This window comes from Moraxella sp. K23 (assembly GCF_041154765.1).
Classification (GTDB): Bacteria; Pseudomonadota; Gammaproteobacteria; order Pseudomonadales; family Moraxellaceae; genus Faucicola; species Faucicola tetraodonis.
Genome location: NZ_AP031595.1, coordinates 190,512 through 207,936, shown reverse-complemented (window position 1 = coordinate 207,936; position 17,425 = coordinate 190,512). Strand labels below are relative to the sequence as shown.

The 17,425-nt window shown below is 45.2% G+C and carries 13 protein-coding genes; 6 read left to right on the top strand and 7 right to left on the bottom strand.

Features of this window, described 5'->3' with window-relative positions; all coding sequences use genetic code 11:
* Positions 1-52: 52 nt before the first annotated feature.
* Both ACAM37_RS00905 and ACAM37_RS00900 read right to left on the bottom strand, forming a co-directional pair.
* Positions 53-1,744 carry an AMP-binding protein gene (locus ACAM37_RS00905; RefSeq protein WP_369626808.1) on the bottom strand — a complete coding sequence of 564 codons (1,692 nt, stop codon included), beginning with the start codon at positions 1,742-1,744 and terminating at the stop codon, positions 53-55.
* Positions 1,745-1,914: 170 nt separating this feature from the next.
* A complete protein-coding gene (locus ACAM37_RS00900) occupies positions 1,915-3,636 on the bottom strand; it encodes an AMP-binding protein (RefSeq protein ID WP_369626807.1) in 1,722 nt (573 codons plus the stop codon).
* 507 nt (positions 3,637-4,143) lie between these two features.
* Here ACAM37_RS00900 and parC point away from each other — a divergent pair.
* The 3 genes from parC (at position 4,144) to dapC (ending at position 8,345) form a co-directional block, all read left to right on the top strand.
* Positions 4,144-6,396: a DNA topoisomerase IV subunit A gene (gene parC / locus ACAM37_RS00895; protein ID WP_369626319.1), complete on the top strand. Its 2,253-nt coding sequence runs from the start codon at positions 4,144-4,146 to the stop codon at positions 6,394-6,396.
* 196 nt (positions 6,397-6,592) lie between these two features.
* On the top strand, positions 6,593-6,958 hold the full coding sequence (locus ACAM37_RS00890) for a hypothetical protein (protein ID WP_007115636.1): 366 nt from the start codon (positions 6,593-6,595) through the stop codon (positions 6,956-6,958).
* Between the two features lie 178 nt (positions 6,959-7,136).
* A complete protein-coding gene (gene dapC, locus ACAM37_RS00885) occupies positions 7,137-8,345 on the top strand; it encodes a succinyldiaminopimelate transaminase (RefSeq protein ID WP_369626318.1) in 1,209 nt (402 codons plus the stop codon).
* A 91-nt stretch (positions 8,346-8,436) separates the two neighbouring features.
* On the opposite strand, the gene ACAM37_RS00880 is transcribed toward dapC, so the two are convergent.
* Together ACAM37_RS00880 and ACAM37_RS00875 are read right to left on the bottom strand one after the other, a co-directional pair.
* Positions 8,437-9,828 carry a patatin-like phospholipase family protein gene (locus ACAM37_RS00880; RefSeq protein ID WP_203172383.1) on the bottom strand — a complete coding sequence of 464 codons (1,392 nt, stop codon included), beginning with the start codon at positions 9,826-9,828 and terminating at the stop codon, positions 8,437-8,439.
* Positions 9,829-10,210: 382 nt separating this feature from the next.
* A complete protein-coding gene (locus tag ACAM37_RS00875; RefSeq protein WP_369626317.1) occupies positions 10,211-10,771 on the bottom strand; it encodes an NUDIX hydrolase in 561 nt (186 codons plus the stop codon).
* A gap of 157 nt (positions 10,772-10,928) precedes the next feature.
* Between ACAM37_RS00875 and ACAM37_RS00870 the strand changes: the two genes are divergently transcribed.
* Positions 10,929-11,099, top strand: coding sequence for a hypothetical protein (locus ACAM37_RS00870; protein WP_369626316.1), 171 nt, complete (start codon positions 10,929-10,931; stop codon positions 11,097-11,099).
* Positions 11,100-11,119: 20 nt separating this feature from the next.
* Positions 11,120-11,719: an NUDIX hydrolase gene (locus ACAM37_RS00865; RefSeq protein ID WP_050772849.1), complete on the top strand. Its 600-nt coding sequence runs from the start codon at positions 11,120-11,122 to the stop codon at positions 11,717-11,719.
* A gap of 19 nt (positions 11,720-11,738) precedes the next feature.
* Here the strand turns inward: ACAM37_RS00865 and ACAM37_RS00860 are convergent, their stop codons facing one another.
* On the bottom strand, positions 11,739-13,547 hold the full coding sequence (locus tag ACAM37_RS00860; protein WP_369626315.1) for a D-alanyl-D-alanine carboxypeptidase/D-alanyl-D-alanine-endopeptidase: 1,809 nt from the start codon (positions 13,545-13,547) through the stop codon (positions 11,739-11,741).
* Positions 13,548-13,873: 326 nt separating this feature from the next.
* On the opposite strand from ACAM37_RS00860, the gene ACAM37_RS00855 reads away from it, so the two are divergent.
* On the top strand, positions 13,874-14,632 hold the full coding sequence (locus ACAM37_RS00855) for a hypothetical protein (RefSeq protein WP_369626314.1): 759 nt from the start codon (positions 13,874-13,876) through the stop codon (positions 14,630-14,632).
* Positions 14,633-14,723: 91 nt separating this feature from the next.
* Here ACAM37_RS00855 and ACAM37_RS00850 read toward each other — a convergent pair whose 3' ends face one another.
* Positions 14,724-15,371 carry a 3'-5' exonuclease gene (locus tag ACAM37_RS00850; protein ID WP_369626313.1) on the bottom strand — a complete coding sequence of 216 codons (648 nt, stop codon included), beginning with the start codon at positions 15,369-15,371 and terminating at the stop codon, positions 14,724-14,726.
* 71 nt (positions 15,372-15,442) lie between these two features.
* Positions 15,443-17,335 carry a DUF294 nucleotidyltransferase-like domain-containing protein gene (locus ACAM37_RS00845; protein ID WP_369626312.1) on the bottom strand — a complete coding sequence of 631 codons (1,893 nt, stop codon included), beginning with the start codon at positions 17,333-17,335 and terminating at the stop codon, positions 15,443-15,445.
* Positions 17,336-17,425: the final 90 nt, after the last annotated feature.

Sequence of the window (17,425 nt, the reverse complement as noted above, 5' to 3'; positions counted from 1 at the left end):
CCTTGCCAACCCAGTTTTAGCAAGACAATTCCGTCGGCAACATGTCAGGTTGCTATTCAAGCCCTTCGCGTTTACGCAGCTCTTTACGTAAAATTTTACCAACATTGGACTTGGGCAAACTCTCGACAAACTCGACATAGCGTGGGCGTTTATAGCCACTTAAGTGCTGTTTACCAAACGCCAGTAGCTGCTCAGCAGTGACGCGGTTGTGTTTTCTGACCACAAATATTTTGGGCTCTTCCCCGCGCGTCGCGCTCGGCACCCCAATCGCCACGCACTCGAGCACATCGGCATGCTCGAGCATCACCGACTCAATCTCATTTGGGTAGACATTAAACCCTGACACCACAATCATGTCTTTTTTACGGTCAACGATTTTGATAAAACCGCGCTCATCAATGATGCCGATATCGCCTGTACGCAAATAGCCTGTTGCGGTAAACGCATTAGCAGTCTCGACAGGTAGATTGCGATACCCCACCATCACTTGCGGGCCTTTGACGGCGATTTCTCCGCGTTCGCCAATGCGCACAGGTTGGTCGTTGTTGTCCAATAAGATGATGTCAGTGGCAGGGGTGGGTAGCCCGACTTTGTTGGTGAATTCTGCGATAGTTAATGGATTAAAGGTAATTACAGGCGCGGTTTCTGAGAGCCCATAGCCTTCGATAATCGGTAACCCTGTGATGGTGTGCCATTTTTTGGCAACGCTAGGTTGGATTGCCATGCCGCCGCCAATGGTGGCTTTGAGTTGGGAAAAATCGAGCCTTCGAAATTCAGGATGCTGTATCAAGGCGCTAAATAGCGTATTGACCCCCAAAATAAAATGCGGCGGTGTACGCCTTAGCGTATTGACCAGTTCATTGATATCACGTGGATTGGGCACCAGCCTTGATGCAAAACCACGATATAAAATAAAAACACAGCAAATGGTGAATGAAAATACATGATACAGTGGCAACGACGCCAAAATAATATCTTCTTGCCCTTCTTCATCGTACGCGCTGCGAATCAACGCATCGATTTGCAGCAAATTGGCAATCACATTGCCATGACTGAGCATCGCGCCTTTTGCCGTCCCTGTGGTGCCACCGGTATATTGAATTAATACGATATTCGATAACGTGAGATTGGGGCGTTGATAAGCCTTGCTAGCGCCCGCTAATAACTGACTAAAATAAATCCAATTACCTTTTGGCGGCAAATCGGTGGTCGCTGAAACTAGATTGATTAACGCGCCTTTGAGCTTACCTTTCAAATCGCCCAAACGACAGATGATTAAATGATGTAAATCGCGTTTAAGATTATCGGCAATGTCTTTGTAGGTATAAATAAATTTATCTAATATAAACAACGCCTTGATATCGGCATCATCTATTTGGTGCTCAAGCTCGCGGCTGGTATAGGAAGGATTCATACTCACCAGTACCATGCCAGCACGGATGACGCCAAGGGTAATCACAGGATATTGCAAAATATTGGGCAACATCACGCCAATAGCATCGCCGACCTTGAGCCCTAACTGCTGTAAATAAGTGGCAACTTTTAGACTCAGTTTATCTAGCTGCTCGTAAGTAATCTGCTGATCATCGCAATAATACGCCACTTGCCGCGCATGTTTAGCAAACCCCGCTTCTAACATGTCAATCAGCGACGTTTGTTCATCTGGCATATCGATGGTACTACAAATGTTATAACGCTCGTAGCTAATCAGCCACGGTTGCTGATTTTCTTCCCATTCATACATCTCATGCATCGGGCGCCCATTGATTGGTAAAATAGCGTCATCCATAAACTCAGTATTACTCGTAACAGCCTATTGATATTCCCAATTTTATAAGGTTAATTGGGCGCGATGCAATAAAAAACCCAACTAATCTGATATAGAAAAGCTGGGTTTTGGCAACAAGTGTTAGCTTACTTTTTTTCTTCAAGTTTACGCAGTTCTTTACGCAGGATTTTGCCAACGTTTGATTTTGGCAATTCATCCACAAATTCAACTTTACGCGGACGCTTATAACCCGTTAACTCGCTTCGTGCATATTGCAGCAACTCTTCCTCGGTGAGGCTTGGGTCTTTACGTACCACAAACGCTTTTGGTACTTCACCGCTTTTTTCGCTCGGCACCCCAATTACCCCGACTTCCAACACTTTGGGATGCGCCGCTAGCACCTCTTCAACTTCGTTTGGATAAACATTAAATCCTGATACCAAAATCATGTCTTTTTTACGGTCAACGATTTTGAAGTAGCCTTGCTCATCAATGACAGCGATGTCACCGGTTTTGAAATAACCGTCTGCTGTCATTACTTCTGTAGTGGCTTCAGGACGCTGCCAGTAGCCTTTCATCACTTGTGGACCTTTAACTGCAATCTCACCACGCTCACCTGCTGCGACTTCATTGCCGTTGTCATCGAGCAGTTTGATGTCGGTGTTGGGCATCGGGATACCGATTTTGGCGCTAAATTGCTCTTGTGCCAAGGGGTTTAGGGTGGCAACGGGTGAGGTTTCGGACAAGCCGTAGCCTTCTAGGATATTGGTACCTGTAATACGTTTCCACTCTTCAGCGGTTGAAGGCAATACCGACATACCACCGCCTAGCGACAAACGCAATTTGCTGTGGTCTAATGCGCGAAAACCAGTGTGGTGCGCCAAACCATTAAATAATGTGTTCACCGCTGGGAAAAATACTGGCTTATATTTTGCTAGTTCTTTAACAAAACTGTCCAAGTCGCGGGGGTTTGGAATCAATACACCCGTAAAGCCCATGTTCATAACTAGTAGCGCACAGGCGGTAAATGAGAAAATATGGTAAAGCGGTAAGGCAACGACGGCGTACTCACCTACCATTTGATTGGGGAATACTTTTCTGGCGAACTCTTGGCACTGTAGCATATTGGATACCAAGTTACTGTGGGTAAGCATCGCACCTTTGGCAACCCCTGTGGTGCCGCCAGTATACTGTAGTACCGCAATATCACTGCCCTTGATACCCTCTGGGCGCTGATAGCGACTGGCAGACGCTTGCTTGATAACACTCTTAAAGGTCACATGCCCGTTAATTTGCCAAGCTGGAATGGCTTTTTTGACATACTTGACCACGGTATTGACTAGCATACCTTTGAACGTACCCATCAAATCACCGATTGAACAGACGATAACGTGATCAACCATTTTTTTGCCGATATCTTGATAGGTTTTGGCAAAGTTTTCAACAATAAATAACGCTTTGGCTTGCGAGTCTTCTAACTGATGGGCTAATTCATGAGCGGTGTATAGTGGGTTGACATTGACCAAGATAAAACCTGCGCGGATGATACCAATCATACACACTGGGTATTGCAAGATATTTGGCATCATGACCGCAACGGTATCGCCTTTTTTTAGACCCAAACCCTGCAAATACGCCGCGATTTGGCGGCTATAAGTATCTAGCTGACGATAGGTCATGCTACTACCCATACACACAAAGGCATCACTACCATTGAATTGTTCGAAATTCTTTTCAAAAACATTCATTAGGTTAACTTCGTCACCGGGCATTTGCATGTTATAGTTCATGCCGTAATGCTGGTAAGTCTTTAACCAAGGTTTCTCATGATGATCGGTAAGCTTTGGCGCATGTGGCTGCGCTTCCATAGTATCGATGGGAGTATCGATGGGCGCATTGTATTGGGTATTGTTGTCAGGGGTTTGAGCTGAGGTGGTTGATTCATTCATGAGAAATGTTTTCCTTAGGTATGCGGTCTATCAGCGAATAGCATATTGATAATTAAAAGAATTTTTATAAAAAGGTCCATCCCACTACTAAAAATTATATTAAAAATCGCGGCCAAATGTGTTATTAACATACTAAATATTTACTCAATTCTCAAGCCTATTCTCTGTACTTATGGGATGATAAAAATGATTTCGCATCGAAATAGTTATCCGTTATTTGACCGTTAAAGCAGCTACAGAGTCTAATTATCTTTAAGAGGCGTTTTTGCGACACATTTTGACGTGTAAAACTGGGCAAATTTGCCATGTCATGGATTAGCACTTGTTTTTCTACTCTCAAGCTTTATGATATTTCCCCATACTTCTTATCTCTCTTTTGCACTTTCTTTTACTCTTTTATTTTTTGTCATTGATTAAGTAACCATTATGTCTGATACCCTTGTAGCAAAAATTACCAAACCAAACGATTTGAATAACCCCACTCGCTCAGTCGCTGAATTTACCGAAAACGCGTATCTGAACTATGCGATGTACGTCATCATGGACCGGGCATTGCCACACGTTGCCGACGGGTTAAAACCTGTGCAGCGCCGTATCGTGTATGCGATGAGCGAGCTTGGGCTCAAAAATACGGCCAAACCCAAAAAATCAGCGCGCACTATCGGTGACGTCATTGGTAAATACCATCCGCATGGCGACTCCGCCTGTTATGAAGCCATGGTGTTGATGAGCCAACCGTTTAGCTACCGTTATCCACTCATTAGCGGTCAAGGCAACTTCGGCTCGCCCGACGACCCAAAATCCTTCGCTGCGATGCGCTATACCGAAGCCAAGCTATCGGCTTATGCCAATACCTTGCTAAACGAGCTTGGTCAAGGCACTGTCGATTGGCAAGACAACTTTGACGGCACCTTGCAAGAACCCGTCACCTTGCCTGCCCGCCTACCGAACATCTTGCTCAACGGCACAACCGGCATTGCGGTCGGTATGGCAACCGATATTCCGCCGCATAACTTGTCTGAAGTGGTCAAAGGCTGTATTGCGCTACTTAAAAAACCCACAATGACGGAAAAAGAGCTGGCAAAGTACATCCCTGCCCCCGATTTGCCGACCAAAGCAGAAATCATCACCTCGCCTGAGGATTTGCTACAGCTATATAAAACGGGTCGTGGTAGCTACAAAATGCGCGCTACTTATCATGTTGATGACAAAGAAAAAAACTTAGTCATCATCGATGCGCTACCCTATCAAATCTCCGGCAATAAAATCATTGAGCAAATTGCCAATTTAATCAATGCCAAAAAACTGCCTTGGGTAACAGACATCCATGACGAATCCGACCACCAAAACGCTTGCCGTATCGTGCTTGAACTGCGCTCCAACCGTGTTGATATCGAGCCGATGATGAGCCATTTGTTTGCCAGTACCGACCTTGAGAGTAATTACCGCGTTAATCTCAATATGATTGGCACCAATGGCAAACCCCAAGTCAAATCACTGCTCACCATTCTCACCGAATGGCTGTCTGTGCGCCGGGATACTGTCACGCGCCGTCTGCAATACCGCTTGGATAAAATCGAGCAGCGCCTGCATATCTTGGCAGGTTTGCTGATTGCCTATCTGCATATTGATGAAGTCATCCGTATCATCCGTGAGGAAGACGACCCAAAAGCAGAATTGATGACGCGCTATGATTTGACTGAAATCCAAGCCAATGCGATTTTGGATATTCGTCTGCGTCAATTGGCACGCCTTGAAGAAATTGAGCTCAAACGTGAACAAAGTGACCTAGAAGCAGAAAAAGCCCAAATCGAAGCATACTTGAACAACCCAGACAAATTGACGGGTTTAATGATTGAAGAGCTCACTGCCGATATGAAAGAGCATGGCGACAAACGCCAATCGCCGATTGTAGAACGCACGGAAGCCACCGCACTTAAAGAAACTGACCTAGCTCCAAGCGAGCCTGTAACGGTCATCGTGTCAAAATCAGGCTGGATTCGCTCTGCCAAAGGGCACGATGTCGATGCCGCCAATATGAATTACCGTTCAGGCGATGCCTACCTTGCCCATGCGCAAGGCAAATCCAATGAAAAAGTCTATCTCATGGATAACACCGGTCGCAGCTATCGCCTCGATGCCCATACTCTGCCCTCTGCGCGGGGACAAGGCGAGCCGCTTACCAGCCTGCTAAAACCCACGGGCGGGGCAAGTTTTGTCAATGTGCTGATGGGGCAAGATGACAGTAAGCTCATCATGGCAAGCTCACAAGGCTATGGCTTTATTAACACTTTTGCTGATCTTGATACCAACCAAAAAGCGGGCAAAAACGTGATTAATTTTGATGACGCCTGTAGTTTAATAACCCACCAAATTGGTGAGCAAGATACGCTAGTTGGCGTGGTCAGCTCGGCAGGGCATTTGCTGGTATACCCATTGACTGAGTTACCGATGATGAAAAAAGGCAAAGGCAATAAGCTGATTGATTTAAAAGACGGTGACAGCGTGGTCGCCATCACCACCTTTAGCGAAGGGGATAGTTTGTCATTGGACAGTGGTAAACGCACGTTGACGCTCAAACCGATGGATATTGCCAATTTTATGGGTACACGCGGTCGACGCGGCGCACTCTTGCCAAAAGGGTTTCAAAAGGTGAGTGCTATCAGCAAAGCTAGTTAATTAAGCTTTAGCTGATTTAGTTCTAATTAATTTAGTTTAGCTCATTCGCTGTTGAATCAATGCCTTTTGTTAAAGGCATTTTTTATGCTTATCTTTTGTGCTTAAAGTCTCGTAATAATTCAACACAAAAACCGTATTTAACCGTTGGCAGAAAATCGCTATGCTCTGCCAACTTTCAATCAAAATCAAACTTTCTATGTACGACTCCGTATTCCAAGACATCAAAACCCATATCGTTAGCTTCACAGGCTTAGAGCGAGATGCCCTACATATTTACGTTGGCATTGGGGTATTTCTTATCACAAGTCTACTTTTTAAAAATCACCGTTACCGTTGGTTTATCGCCTTATTCACGGTGATTGCTGCTGCCAGCATGGGTGAAGTGCTAGACAGACATGACCAGCTTATAATTGACAAGCACTGGTACTGGCAAGGCAGTGTGCATGATATAGTAAACACCTGCTTTTTCCCCACTCTTTTTACCTTGATACTCACCTTTACCCATTTTTTTGAGCGAAACTTTGAGCGAAATAGTGCCCAAGCTCATGGTTCAAAACGTTAATTGAGTATCAACTTTTAGCAAACTTTTGGTTCAATCTTGGCAAACCCAGCGATTCGGGGTAAAGTAACCTCATTTTTCACAGTATTTTTAAAATCAGAGTGTTTTTAAAATCCCAGTACTTTTAAAATCCCAGTATTTTAAAATTAGCTCTCTCGAATATATGGATAGCCAACCCCTTATGAATCCGCAATTACAACTTTTGCATCCTTATCCGTTTGCCAAGATGGCAACCTTGCTACAAGGCATCACCCCAAACCCAGACTATGCCCCGATTAAACTGGGTATCGGTGAGCCGCAGCACACGCCGCCACAGTTTGTGTTAGACGTCATCAAAGACAATCTAGCTAAAATTCAAAATTACCCCACCACCAACGGTTTGCCCGAGCTGCGCCAAGCGATTGCCGATTGGGTACAGCGCCGTTTTCAGGTCAAACAATTAAATGCCGACACCCAAGTGTTACCGGTGATGGGTACACGTGAGGCGCTATTTAGTTTTGTGCAAGCGGCGTTTGACCGTGAGGATAGCAAACGACCTTACGTGGTGATGCCCAATCCGTTTTATCAGATTTATGAAGGGGCGACGCTGCTCGCTGGGGGACAGCCGTATTTTGTCAATTGTACCGCGGGCAATAACTTTGTCGGTGATTATGACAGCGTGCCAAGCGAGGTTTGGGAGAAGACCCAACTGGTCTTTGTATGTAGTCCAAACAACCCAACTGGCTCGGTGATGGATATGGCGCAGTGGCAACGTCTGGTTGAGTTATCGGATAAATACGACTTTATCCTAGCCAGTGACGAGTGCTACAGTGAGCTGTACTTCGATACGCCGCCAATTGGACTACTTGAAGTCTGCGCCAAACTCGGCCGCGATGATTTTGCCAATTGCGTGGTGTTTCATTCGCTGTCAAAACGCTCCAACCTACCTGGCATGCGCTCAGGATTTGTGGCAGGTGATGCCAAGCTACTAGCGCCGTATGCCCAGTACCGCACTTATCAAGGCTGTGCGATGCCGATTCATCATCAGCTCGCTTCGATTACCGCGTGGCAAGATGAAGCCCATGTGGCAGAAAACCGCAAACTATATCGCCAAAAGTTTGATTTATGGATGGACAAGCTGTCAGACAAATTACCCCTACGCCGTCCTGATGCCGGTTTTTATTTTTGGTTGCCGGTACAAGATGATGAGCAGTTTGTCAAAGTGATTTATGAACAGCTAAATATCCATGCGCTCGCAGGGCGTTACCTATCTCGCGATACGCCCCCATACCAAAAGAACAGCGGTAACGCTGGTAAAAACCATGTGCGCATGGCATTGGTCGCAGATATCGCACAAAGCAGCGAGGCGATTGATAGATTGCTGAGCTTAGACTTATCAAATTTGGTGTAATTTTTCATAAAAAAAGTGATGGCTAGATACCATCACTTTTTTTACTTTTTTGTAAGCCTTCCGCTTGTAAAGATTCAACGTACAATGACTGCTAGTCTTCAAGATTTTTTAGCAAGGTACTGACCTGTGCCAGTCGTTTGCGTTTTTGGTGAATATCATGGCTGACAAAGATGTCATCGGTTTCAGGTAGCATAAACCAATCTGGGTGGCGAAACGTGTTCTCAATATCTTGTAGACCACTTTCCCAGTGCTCTTGCATGGTCGAGCCACTAAACTCGTAGTCTTTATAGCCGCGCTCATAAGTCTTTTTGTGATAAATCAGATGAATCACGTTTTTGACACCGACTTCTGTCATTTCGCGGGCTTTATTGACGCACAGTTCTTCAACTTTATCAACTTTAGCATCGTCATCGATGATTTTAAGTAACTCTTTGATAAGGCGCGTATAACGCAACTTTTGCGCCATAAAGTCAGTAACCATGCGGGTTTTGCTAGAGTATTGAATGTCTTTGATGCGCTCGTCAATCTCCATCATATTCTCTGGCACCGTGCCCTTGGCATTCCACAAATCCACTTGGAAAATCAATTGCTTGAGGTGCTCTTCATGGCTTAAGATTTCATTGAGCGGCGTATTGGACACCAATCCGCCATCCCAATAATACTCCCCATCAATCTCAACCGCTGGAAAACCTGGCGGCAGTGCGCCCGATGCAATAAAGTGATCGTAGTGCAGTTCTTCATTTTCATTGCTAAAAATGGCAAAGTTACCGTTACGCACATTGACCGCAGACACCGACACTTTCATCCGATTGACGTCATTGACCAGTTTTAAATCACAATAACGCTCCAGGGTTTCGCGCAGCTTGTCGGTGGTATAATAGCTTAAGTGATTGGGGGTGGTGTCATACGGCACAAAATAACGCGGTTTAAAAAAGCCACGCTGTCCTTCAATCATGGTTTGCCAAGCCTCAGCGGTAGATTCCATCACCCGCAGTTGCTGCTTTAAAAAGCCATTTTCAAATATCCACGGCATAAAATGGCTTACCATGTCAATCTTGCTAAGTTTATCTAGCTCATTGGCCGTTTGACGGTAGATGTTCAGCCCTGCAGGGGTGTAGTTACGATGGGTGATGGTGTTCCAAAATCCTTGCAGCGCTGCCAAGCGGTTCTCTGGACGGTTACCTGCGATGATGGCGGTATTGAGCGCGCCGATTGAAATACCTGAGATACGGTCGATTTTGATGCCTTGTTTATGCAATCCTTCATAAATCCCTGCTTGGTAGGCACCAAGCGCACCGCCACCTTGCAGCAGCAATGACACGCTATCGTATTGTTTGACCAGTTCTTTGAGTGGTGGCGTGCCTTGTGGTGTGGGTTGAGTGGGGTTTGGGTTTGGCGGTTCTATCGCCGTGATTGGTGATGAAGTATCAGTTACCGGCTGGGGTGGTTGTGCAGGTGTGGAAATGGTTTTTCTAGTTGACATAATAATCTCATCATCCATAAATATATTGTTTTTTTATCTAGTATAGAAGATATATCACTCAAGTATTGTAGCAAGATTTTATAGCGACAAAATGATGTATGTGTGAATTTTTTTAGGATTTTGTCATTCATGAGCCTTTGATTAAATATCTACATTGTTGCTTAAATATCTATGTTGTATCAAGGTGAATACGTGCAATTTTAAAAAACTGACTTATAGTAAAAAAAGCGGCTCAATCATTGTTGTATTTAGAACGTAGGTATTTAGAGCGGAGATATTTGAAGCCTAAATTCTGGAGCCTAAATTCTGGAGCTTAGATATTTAGAGCCTATGCGCTACGCCCGTATCTTTTTAGCTAACAATTTGCCGTTTAAATGGACAGTTAATCGCCCAAATGCACGTCTTTGACAATCACTTGCTGATGGATGGGGAAATTACCGAGCGTCGCCCCTGCTTTGCGGTCAGCAAAATAATGTTGCAGTGTTTCAATGACATTTTGGAACGCCAAGTCTTCCCAAGGAATGTCTTCTTCGGCAAACAGCGCACATTCTAGACTCTCGATGCCCACCCCAAATTTGCCATCTTTGAGCGAGCCGATAAATATCACATGAATCTGTCCGATATCGGGTATGTCGTATAGACAATATAACTCTAATGCACTGCCGATGGCTTCGGCTTCTTCAAAGCACTCACGATTGCCGCCATCTTTCATCGTCTCGCCAAGCTCCATAAAGCCTGCAGGCAACGTCCAATAACCATGCCGCGGTTCAATCGCGCGGCGACAGAGCAAAACTTTATCCTCATGGATGAGTAAACAGCCATTGATGACTTTGGGATTTTCGTAATGGATGTAACCACAAGACGGACACACAATGCGCGGCAGACTGTCCATCGGCGGGATTTTGGTTTCGGCTAGATGACCGCATTGCAGGCAGTAAGGCATGGTATTTTCCTATTATTTTTATGTTTTGTGAGGTGAAAGTCGTTTTAAGTATGGTAGCATTGATTGCAGGTTTTTACATGACAAAAATAATTTGAGCAGCCGATTATGAAAAAGTTTAGCTAAGTATCTAGCTTAGGTATTTAGCTGGGTATTAAGTTTGGGATTATTAGCAGGTTGTAGCGTCCTGCATACCCAGCCTAGTATGCAAAAACCTGTCTCAGCTATGCCAGCTTTACCGCTTGATAGTGATATCGACAATAGACAATTAGTTTTAGATAAATTCGGTCAACTCAAAGCGCCCTATAAACATTGCGAAATTGCCCATTAAATTTTGATGAATTAAAAATTATGTCCACAACTAGATTTCAAAGTCCCTTACTGACCCAACTGGCAGAGCGAATCGCAAAACTGCCATTCGATCCCACGCCGCAGCCGTATTCGGTACTCATCGCCATTACCAATGAAGCTGAGCCAAAAATTTTGTACTCGTTGCGCGCTTCGGATATGCGAGAACATGCCGGCGAAGTATCGTTTGCAGGGGGTAGACGCGAAGACACGGACGATAGCAACCAAGCTACCGCGTTACGAGAAACGCATGAGGAAACCGGTATTCATCCCAGTCAAGTGACTGTGTTGGGCGAATTACCCCTACAATTTGCCAAAAGTGGCAGACCTGTCAAGCCGATTGTAGGGGTAATACCACCCAGTGTTAACCTTGTGCCAGAGATGTGCGAAATTGCAAGGCTATTTTGGGCAGACTTAGCCACGCTTATTCACCAGCCGACCATCGATTATGCGTATGATTTGGGTCGCCAAGTGATGGTATCACCCAGCTTTATCATTGATGGCGAGACCGTGTGGGGCTTGACGGGACGCATCACCGCAAGCCTACTGGAAATGGGATTTGACCGCCAGATTGATTGGTATTTTAATGTTCACGATAAATAGCCAATCAACCACAAACCAATCACTGCAGCGCTGTCCACGCTAGCATTTCATCGAGCACGGCTTTGGCATTGCTATTATTTTTGACATTGTCGGCATTAATCATCCCAACCACGGCATACCATTTTCCTGATTTGCCTTGAACATAGCCTGCCATACTGGTGACATTATCAAGCGTGCCTGTTTTGATCCAAGCATGCCCAATGGCAGGGTTATTTGGCTGGCGCAGTTTGAGCGCTTTGATGGTACCCGACTCGCCTGCCACGCCCAACGAATCACGATATACGGTAAAATTGGGTGAATGATAAGCGAGAGTTAGCAGCGCTAACATACTATTGGGCGCCACGCGGCAATCACGGCATAAACCTGAGGCTCTAGTCATCACAGGGGGCTGTGCTTGGGGCAGCTTTTGTTGCCACCACTGGTGAATGTAGGCAAAGGTTTTTGGATAAGTGCTGATACGCTGCTTGTCGGCATACAGCGGTAGCGACAAGGCGATTTGTTCCGTCATCACATTGTTGGAGTGCTGATTGATGTCTTTGATTTGCTCGTGCAATGGATTGGATGCGACATAGCCAACCAATTTTGGGGTCAAGGGTTTGCCAAAGTATTTTAGGTATAAGCGAATATACCAAGGTAGCGCTTGCGGTATCGCCTTGGCTTGCTGCATATAAGGCACTGCAGGGTTGGCAAATTCAATATTCCCTGTAAAGTTTGGCAAGATTTTTTGCCAATCGGCGATGATTTGTTGTTTGACCAGCACATCCCCATCAGGAAACGTCAGATAGCGCTTTTGCTCACCACAAAAGGCAGACGCGGTTTGGTGAAAGCTCAATCCTGCAGACGTCAATGTTCCCATCCAATCATCTTGGCTGATATTGCAAGGCGCTTGACTGGCTTTAAGTGTTGTAGGCATAGAAAAGTTTGCTAGCGCAGGCTTTAGGCTGACTTGATACGCCGCTACGTCCTTGGGATTAATCGAAGGTTTGCTTTGGATTTGCTCAAGATTTGCCGCGGGATTGTCGATATCTGTCGAAGCGGATGTTGTGGGTTGCGTGACGCTGTTGGTATTAGGCTTTACGACCGGTGTGGCATTGGGTTTTGGCAGTGGCACTAAATCCACTTCCACCGTACCAAAATTGGTCAATAAAGCATTGGGCTGGGCATTATAAGGGCGTAACCCTTTACCATCAAACGCATTAACATCAAAATCCACCCCTTCAAATTGGCGATTATCGATGATTAAATTGCCTTGTACCTGCTGTATACCCTGTGCTTTGATCATGGCAAGCAGCTGGTACAAGCGCTCGTTTTCCAGTTTTGGGTCGCCACTGCCTTGCACAATCACATCACCATAAAGCGTGCCTTTCCACACAAAACCATGCTGATATAATTTGGTTTGCCAAACAAAGTCTTTGCCCAAACTATCGAGCGCCACATAAGTGGGAATCAGTTTTTGCGTAGATGCAGGGGTACGTGGCACATCAGCATTATAACTAAACAAAGGCGTTTGGGGCGCAGTCGATGCTGCGCTTTGCGGATTTTCCGTTAACGGTTGTACCACCATACTCATGCTATCGGTCGGAATATTGGCTTGGGCAAGTTTGGCTTGAATCGCTTCAGGTAGCTTGTTGACTGGATCGCGCTGCCCCATGACTGCATGGCTTTGCTTGGTCACCGAATCAGTGAGTATTGGCGGCTGCACTTGTGTGGTATCTGACGTATGACCCACCAAGGACAGACAAGCCATCCCTAGCAACAAACCTGTTTTTAAAGACAATAATTGAGTGGCGCGGGTTTGCAGACCCACGGATTGGCGAGAATTTTTCATAACAACAGCAACAATGTGACGAATCTATACTAGGTATCGAATCTTATTAGGCAAAAATAAATTAGGCAAAAATAAGCTGTCACCTTAGCGCTTTTTGCCATAAAAATCCACCTGATTTCATAGCAAATCGGCTAAAATTAAGGCATTTAGACAAACTGCCGTAGCCTTCTGTTGCAATTCTCTACATTTCAATTTTCAGATATTTGCTAAACTGTCGCCTAATTACTACATTGCAGTCACTGCTATTGCCGTTTTGGGTTTCAATCGAGAACGCTGACCCCTTGCTTTGGGGTGTTGGGTCAAAATTATTTAGGTTAAAAAAATTTATGTTAAACAAATCTATCGCCACCTCTGCCATGACTATAGGTGCTATGAGTGTCGTGCTAGCGTTATCTGCATGCTCAAAAAAAGATGACAAAGCCGCAACCACCACTGCTTCTGCAACGACGACGACCACCACGTCAACCTCTACGACTACTGCACCTTTGGCAGCATCCCAAGTCATGCTTAGTGCGCCTGCTAGTGCTGCTGTTACCACCACCGCTTCGTCAACCACAACAACTGTCACCACGCCAGCGACTGCAGAAAAAACCGCCAACGTTAGCAGCGCGCCTATAGTTGCCGCCAATAATGCCGCGGCTGCGACGCCCAATCTTGCCCTAAAAGCGGATTTGACGCAGTTATTTAAAACCTTAAATGAGCTTGACCGCAATACCCAAGCCAAACAAGCAGAAATGGCAAAAAAAATGCAAAACGCCAAAACGCCTGCTGACCAACAAGCTTTCTTTAAAGAAGTGGTGGCACAGTTAGACTTGCAAAAAGCCACGCTCAACAAACTAAAATTTAATGACCCGCGTGTCGCACAAACCCGCGATAAAATGGTTGAAAGTATCACCAATAGCCGTGCCGGTACGGCGGCTTTAATCAAAAAACCAACGGCAACCCCAGAGACCAATCCAGAAATTGCTAAGTCGATGGAAAAAGCGCAAAAATCTGCCGAAGAAGCCCGTACCATGTTGATGCAATTAACCCAAGAAGCAGGCATCAAACCAAAAGGCGCAGACGCCGCGGCTAGCAAAAAATAAAGTCATTTTTAGATAAAAAACTCTCATGATGAGAGTTTTTTTATGCCTATTATCTTTTATGACGATTAGCTTTAATGACTTCATTAGCCCGCTATGACTGCATCAAGTGGGTGAATAACATGGCAGTCATAATGGCATCATTGAGGGCATTATGTGCAGGTAATCGCGGGATTTGGTATTCGTCTAGCAGTTGATTGAGGTGTGGTAACTGCCCAACTTGGCTGGGGTCATGTCGATGCTGATTTTGTTGATACAAGCGACTGACATCGACAAGTTTATTAGCCAGTTCCACACCCAAAAACGGTTTGGCAATGGCATTTAAAAACGCCATGTCCATGTCCACACAAAACCCAATTATGGGACGGTTTTTAAGCATTGGCAATAATTGGGTGAGCATCTCGTCATACGATAAGCCATTGTCGACATCTATCGGTCTTAATCCGTGAATCACAATGGTGTCGTGGGTGGGCATCACAGGCGGACGACATACCAAGGACAGCGCGCTGTCGGTATCAATCACAAACCCGTTACTTTCTTTGCGTACCTGTACTGCACCGACACTTAAAATATAATCTTGTTTGGCATTTAGCCCGGTCATTTCTAGGTCTAGGCTCACCCACTCATTGGGAACTTTAGATAGCTGGGTATCAAACAGATAAGCGTACTCAGGCTTGCTGAGCCGCTGTTTTTGTCGCTCAAGTTTTTGACCGCCGAACAGATTTTTGATGCGATGAAACATGGCTTTTCTCTAGGCAATTAACACTATCTATTTAGTTAAAAAATATCTTCAATTAAAAAACATCTACTTAGTTAAAAAATATCTAGGCGATAATGATGGGTAATGAAGGTTTTAAATTCTTTGACCATCGCCAAACATTCTTTTAACAAATCTTTTTCCAGTGCTGATAAGCGATTGGGATTTACCGCTCGCGCTGTTCTATCTTGTGTGGTCAATGCCACATCCAGTCGTTTTGCCATAAAAAAATCCAGTGCTTCTGCCAGATTTTGCGCCATGGTGTCACCTAGTACCTGTTGCTGTGCCAGTTGCTGCAGTCGGCTCCTGGTGTTGGTGTCAGTGATATGATATTCCAGTGACAAGGCGCGCACGCCATGGACAATCGGGAATATCCCCGCTTTTTTTAGGTCAATATCGGTTTCACTGGCACCGACAAATTTTTGCCACCAACCACTGCTATCGCCAAATTGTAGAATCGGTTTGGCGAAACGGTTGATAAAGTTACTAGTCGCCACATTTTGCGCGCTGACTTGCCAATGTTTTTGCAGCTGCTCAAAGAGCTTAATATCGCCGCAAACAAAATGCGCATCAATTAAGGTCGCAATCCACATCATATCTTCACTACTGCCACTCACGTACCATGCCGTGATTTGTTTTTCAAAGGCAGTTGAAGTTTTTCGCCAACGCTCGTTGCTCAGCATAATCTTGCCATCACAATAGGGATAACCCATGTTCGCCAATGCCTCATTGAACTGCGCCGCATAGCTGGGCAGATTGTCATCTTTAAAACCATTGCGGATAATTAGCGCATTGTCTTGGTCAGTACGCAAGATTTGTTCACCACGCCCTTCTGAGCCCATCACAAACAGACAGGTATTGTAGAAGGTGAGAGCAGGCACAATTAGCTGCCATACCTTGGCAAACACTTGTAAATTCAAGCTTTGCACCATACGGCTGATAACATGGATTTTGATGCCGCTGGCGTGCTGCTCACGGATAAATTTACCAATCAATTCCACCGCCACCGCAACATCCTCTAGGCTCTGCGCTTGCTCAATACGAGCGACGATAAGATTAGAATGGTTGGTTAAAAAGCTCAGTAATTCGGTTTGCCCCAAAATCCCAATGATTTGACCTTGACTGTCAATAATGGGTAAACGGTGGGTACGAGTTTGTAACATGGTCAGCAAGGCTTCACTCACATCTTGCGATTGATGCACCGTATGGATTTTAAAATTAGTAAAGTCCAGCACAGGCGTGGTGGCAAAATCAACTTTTTGCCCAATCGCTCGGCACACATCAGTTTGGGTAAAAATACCGATGCGCTCGACATACGCTGCAATGGTAGATTTTTCCACGCCTTGTGCGATGAGTTTGTCACGCTCCGCTTCGCTCATTCGCGCTTGTGACTTAACCAAAATATGCTTGATGTCAAATTGGTTCATCGCCATCGTGGCATCGTATAGGGTTGCCGTATCATCGATAAAATGCGGCGGTTTGATATGCTGCCCCAAATTGGCAATCGGTTGATATAGCAGTTTTTGACTTTCACTTTGGGCAAGGCGGGCTTGGTGATGGTTGAGACGGGCAGCGACATCGGCAAACAAGGCGTTTTTTAAGGTGAGATTTTGCTCAGTGATTGCGCTTAGCACTTGGCCATCGATACGGTACATCAGACTTTGCTGCTGGGTGATAAAGTTGAACACGCTGTTTTGCCTGACCTTGGTATCAAACCAATCGCCTGCATTTAAGGTAGAAATCAACGCATCGCCTTGTAATTGATGAACAAAGCCTTTAAGGATAATAAAAAAATCCCCTTGCCATCCTGCAGGTATGGGCTGCAAGTTGTCCAAATAGACGATTTTACTGTGCTGCTGCAGATGAGTTCGCTGCTGAGCGCTTAGTGTATCAAATGGGGGCTGGTGTAGATGTTGTATGTCCAAAGTCTGTATCGTTGAGCCACTCATCTCACCATCCTTGTATTGCGGCTAAAAATAAATCTCATGTCCTATGAGCCTTGTTAGATTATAATCAAAGTTGTCTGAGGCAACAATCAT

Coding starts and splice junctions, on each gene's coding strand:
- ACAM37_RS00865 (WP_050772849.1), top strand. CDS start 11,120: ATGTCCACAACTAGATTTCAAAGTCCCTTACTGACCCAACTGGCAGAG.
- ACAM37_RS00880 (WP_203172383.1), bottom strand. CDS start 9,828: ATGTCAACTAGAAAAACCATTTCCACACCTGCACAACCACCCCAGCCG.
- ACAM37_RS00875 (WP_369626317.1), bottom strand. CDS start 10,771: ATGCCTTACTGCCTGCAATGCGGTCATCTAGCCGAAACCAAAATCCCG.
- ACAM37_RS00860 (WP_369626315.1), bottom strand. CDS start 13,547: ATGAAAAATTCTCGCCAATCCGTGGGTCTGCAAACCCGCGCCACTCAA.
- dapC (WP_369626318.1), top strand. CDS start 7,137: ATGAATCCGCAATTACAACTTTTGCATCCTTATCCGTTTGCCAAGATG.
- ACAM37_RS00900 (WP_369626807.1), bottom strand. CDS start 3,636: ATGGAAGCGCAGCCACATGCGCCAAAGCTTACCGATCATCATGAGAAA.
- ACAM37_RS00905 (WP_369626808.1), bottom strand. CDS start 1,744: ATGTATGAATGGGAAGAAAATCAGCAACCGTGGCTGATTAGCTACGAG.
- parC (WP_369626319.1), top strand. CDS start 4,144: ATGTCTGATACCCTTGTAGCAAAAATTACCAAACCAAACGATTTGAAT.
- ACAM37_RS00890 (WP_007115636.1), top strand. CDS start 6,593: ATGTACGACTCCGTATTCCAAGACATCAAAACCCATATCGTTAGCTTC.
- ACAM37_RS00845 (WP_369626312.1), bottom strand. CDS start 17,335: ATGAGTGGCTCAACGATACAGACTTTGGACATACAACATCTACACCAG.
- ACAM37_RS00855 (WP_369626314.1), top strand. CDS start 13,874: ATGTTAAACAAATCTATCGCCACCTCTGCCATGACTATAGGTGCTATG.
- ACAM37_RS00850 (WP_369626313.1), bottom strand. CDS start 15,371: ATGTTTCATCGCATCAAAAATCTGTTCGGCGGTCAAAAACTTGAGCGA.